3 protein-coding genes are annotated in these 4,465 nt (G+C 40.4%); 2 read left to right on the top strand and 1 reads right to left on the bottom strand.

The genetic code is table 11. The features are described 5' to 3' along the window. Positions 1-170: 170 nt before the first annotated feature. On the top strand, positions 171-1,226 hold the full coding sequence (locus CWE21_RS13330) for a lipase family protein (RefSeq protein WP_126834908.1): 1,056 nt from the start codon (positions 171-173) through the stop codon (positions 1,224-1,226). A gap of 495 nt (positions 1,227-1,721) precedes the next feature. On the opposite strand, the gene CWE21_RS13325 is transcribed toward CWE21_RS13330, so the two are convergent. After that, positions 1,722-2,783 (bottom strand): hypothetical protein, encoded by a 1,062-nt coding sequence (locus tag CWE21_RS13325; RefSeq protein ID WP_126834907.1) that lies wholly within the window; start codon positions 2,781-2,783, stop codon positions 1,722-1,724. 324 nt (positions 2,784-3,107) lie between these two features. Between CWE21_RS13325 and CWE21_RS13320 the strand changes: the two genes are divergently transcribed. Beyond that, entirely contained in the window at positions 3,108-3,968 is an 861-nt protein-coding gene (locus CWE21_RS13320) for a hypothetical protein (RefSeq protein ID WP_126834906.1), read from the top strand. Positions 3,969-4,465: the final 497 nt, after the last annotated feature.

The following is a 4,465-nucleotide window of genomic DNA, read 5'->3' as shown; positions in this document are numbered from 1 at the left end:
TCATGCTCTTTGATAGCCTTGATGATTTGTTCTTCGCTGTAACGTTTTTTCATTTTGAGATCTCCACTTGACCCATTTTAATGGAAATCTCATCGATGTCATGGTTCTATTCTTGGGGGAGACGTCACCTTCATGTTAAGTTGAGGTTAATTAACGCTTGAGGCCAACATATGACTACATCTATTATTCAAACGAAATCAGATATTGAACGAACCAATACGTTGTTAGGCAAAGCCCCTCCAGTATATCGACAAGCATACAGTGACCGAACGTCTTGGTTGATGGCATGCTTTTCAGAGCTTGCATACAAGAAGTTCAATCCTCCTGTTCTTAATCTCTCGACCGCGAATAAACTTGAAAGTATTTTGGAACGTACGTCGAGCAGCAAGCTCTCTTTCGAGAAGATTAGGCAGTTGGTAAGTGCGTTTGCTTATGATAGCGAAGAAGAAAAGGAATCTTTGATAGCTGATCTTAATGAGCTGAAAGCTGAACTGCTAGAAACTTTCGACTCAAATGGAAGCCAAGCAATTCTAATTCGTACATCAAGGTTTCTAGTACTGTCATTTAGAGGTACCGAGGCCACATCGTGGCGAGATATAAAAAGTGATGCTTATGCCGTACTAAAATCGTGTGAAACTGGCGGCAAAGTGCACTCCGGATTCGATGCTGCATTTAATGTAATTGAACGTGACATTATTAATGCTCTTGAGAAGTTTCCTAATTTACCGCTATTCATCACGGGCCATTCACTTGGTGGAGCTTTAGCGACGATAGCCGCTAAACGACTAACACATAAGGGTGGGAACGCTGCATGTTATACATTTGGCTCGCCAAGAGTCGCCGATGACCATTGGCTGATGACTATGAAAACGCCAATTTACAGAGTCGTCAATGCTTCAGACAGTGTGACGATGGTACCGCCAGCAGATGTTCTGATCACAAGTTTGTCGTGGTTATTAGGGCTTCTTCCCGGTGTAGGGGATTCAGTGAAGCGCAGTTTGCGAGAGAAATTTGGGAAATATCTGCATGGTGGTGATATGCGATATCTGACAAGTATTTCGCCTGGTGACTATAAAAGCACACGGTTGTTATATCATGTGGATATTTGGTACCGCTTTCGAGGGTGGTTAAATAATAAGCTACCTTGGACAAGCGTATTAGCAGATCACTCGATATCGATTTATAGAAAGAAACTTGAACAGATTGCACTTGAACGGAATAAGTAAATTATTTTGAGTTTCGGAAACCGAATAATCGATGCTAACGAAACAGGGTATGTGTCTCTTTTTAGTAAAAGTAAGTGGGGTAAAAGAGGTAATGCTTCGAACTTGGTTTACTCTATTCGTTAAGGAGTAGAATAGCTAAGAGTCGACTGACGGTGTCTCGTGATTCGCGCAGATAGGAACCCTTCACTTTGGTCTGAGGGAGTTTTCTACTTATAACAGGCCCGGTTTTTCGGGAGACTACAGTATTTGGTGTGCGCTAGTTGGGACATTAAAAGCTATTACCGATGAACTCTTAGTGGAGGGGGCTTTTCATAAGATTTTAAGTGCAAACAAAAAAGGGTGCCACTCGGCACCCTTAGAGACAAGAACTACTCGGTTATACCCAAGTTTCATCATTGAAATATTTCATAATTCACCGCTCCCCACTGACCAATGAAATTGCTTTAGTTAGCTCGTAATTAGTATATATCACTACGGTCCTCTAAGCAAAGAGGATCAGCTTTCGCTGTTTCTGTAGTTAAATACAGCTGTCAGATCATCATCATATTTAGCCGAAAGCTTGTACCGTTGATTGTACAGCTCAGCTTTAGTTAAACTCTCTGACGCGTTCTCTACGTCACCAGAAAGACTCTGATAACATGCAAGATTAAAGTATACTCTAGCCTTGTCAAGGCTACTTGGAAGACTGTTTGCTTCGGAGAGAGCACTCTTAAGCTCACTAATAGCATTATTGAGTGCACTAGGCCCTTTCAATAATACCCAATCTCGCTTATGAATCAATGCTGAAGCGACATGTGCTCTAACCCAAGTTGACTTAAGTTTCATCTCAACATTATCGACAACCGAACCATTATTAAGCCTCCAAAGGTTGTCCTTGATGTACTTCAGCTTATTGATCGCCTCATTGCAGTAGTCTCTACTCTCAACGATAAGGTCTTTCGCATGTGCAAACTTAGATTCGCATTTTTCGTGGTTAGTGTTGCCTTCTTGTTCCACACATTCCTTGGTGTATTCATCAATAGCACTGTCAATCTTAGCTATTAAGTGATAAACCTTTGATAAGAGGGCTTCTGCTCCATAATGAATTGACTCGAACTTTAAGCTCAGCTTAACCTCTTGAATCATTATGCGTTGTTTTTCAATATCAATAGAAAACTTCGAGAAATCTAGTTGATTTTTTGACAGTTCATTAAGCTTCTCTGAATAAGTTCGATAGATTTCATCGATCTTTCTAGCCTGCTTTACAACGACGTAACCAATCACAATAGAAACGATGGTTAACATCACCCCTATAACTCCAATTGATGAAGCAAAGAAGCCAGCGTGGTCGTCTAATCGATTGTCAATACCTTTGAATCGTTCGTTACTTGTACTCGCACTCACCAAAAGAGCGTTGTGCACCGTGTTGTCACTATATTGTACTGAACACTCCTTTTGGGAGTCGTACTGCGTGGCGGAACAATTGGACGCATCGACTTTAGATAAATAGTAGTTTACGTCTTGACATTGAGCTCCAAAACTAAAAAAGAGCAAAATTGAAACCATTACTTTTTTCATGTTTATTTCATTAAATTTTAGTATGTGTTGGATACTTAAGACCTTTTCTGCAAGGGCCAAGCTATTACGGATGCAAAAATGGAATCGGAAATTTTATCTTATATGATAAGCCCACAAATTGTTAGCGAGATAATTTTCATTTTAATTACCTGAAACGGCGCTAATTAATTACTTTAAACAAGCCTTTTTGCTTGGGCCTATAAAAATCGTGACTACAGTCCAACAGAGTAACCTTCGTGTATCAAAAATGTAAACGTGATGTTGACATATATATCTTGCGTAACTATGATATTGATTCTGATTATTTTTAACAAGGGAAATGTTATGAACATAAAGCAACTTAATAAGGGCGTACTCCTGTTAGCTGCAGGGTTTATTTCATGGAGTGCTCACGCCACTCCACAGGTTGACGTAACCGAGGAGCAAAATGCGCCTCGCGAAAAAGTCGTGGTCATTAATCCGGGTACCGATACTTGGGGGCTTGTGTTTGAGATCGAGTCAAAGTCAGACTCGAATACAAAACGCAATAGTGCAGAAACAGAAATTGATATCTCTAATCTAGAGACTTTCACGAGTACGCAGGATAAGTTACTGCGAGACTTGGTATTTTATATGAGTCACTATTACACCAGCTTGACTCATCATTTTTCTTTGACGGTAGCGAATCCTGCAGCTAGCGATGAGCGCAAGCATAGAGGGTATATGTTCTGTGTGACGGCTGTTGATCCAAAACAAGGAAGGCTCTGCAAGGCTTTAAATCTTGCTGCAAGCCAAGCTGACTTTTTAAGAAAGCTGAAAGATGCTGGAGTGAAGTACGAATTCTCTGACGGCGAACATCCAAAAAAAAAAGGGGTAAATCAGACTAGCAAGAAGCGCGATATAACCGTGTCATCATTCTTTTTAAACGGGTTGGACGATAATGAGATTCCTGATGAAGAAGATGACCCGGTGGCCGAATACGAAAGAGAATTAATACGAGAATTGAATGAGTTTTGTGGATATGGCGAATTTTGCGAAGACTACGGTGTTGCGTCAACGTATTATGATTCCACCGGAACGTGGGAAGTCCATGGATATTACGAAAACTATGTCGATGGCACATCAGATGACAATTATAAACCGCGACCATTTCCTAACCCAATTGGTTCCATCGACCCACCAACAACAGATAAAGATCCGTTGTGAAATAGAAGCTTTTAAAACTCAGACTAGCCCTACTGGAGCTGGGCCATGATTCACCAATACTGCTAAATGAGAAAAAATTTTTAAAACTTTTCAAGTGGTGCGGTGCTGCCTACTCTTACACGCAATGTGCCTTTATGTACATTGCGTGTACTACAAGTTTGATATCGAAGCACACAACAGCAAAATAAAAGCTCCAGAACACACAGGTAGCGATGGAGTACCTCACCAACAACTATGTGATAATAAGTTGCGACAGATAGAGGAATCACTTTATGGCGCAATGTATTTACTGAATTATTTTGAATTTATTTCTGCAGGAATTAAAAGTCGTGATCTTGATAATCCACTTCTAATGGATTTGTAATCCCCCTGACGTCTCCCCCAAGAATAGAACCATGACATCGATGAGATTTCCATTAAAATGGGTCAAGTGGAGATCTCAAAATGAAAAAACGTTACAGCGAAGAACAAATCATCAAGGCTATCAAAGAGCATGA

This window comes from Pseudidiomarina aquimaris (assembly GCF_003987395.1).
Lineage (GTDB): Bacteria > Pseudomonadota > Gammaproteobacteria > Enterobacterales > Alteromonadaceae > Pseudidiomarina > Pseudidiomarina aquimaris.
Note: the sequence above shows the minus strand (reverse complement) of the source record. Positions and strands in the feature narration are given on the sequence as shown.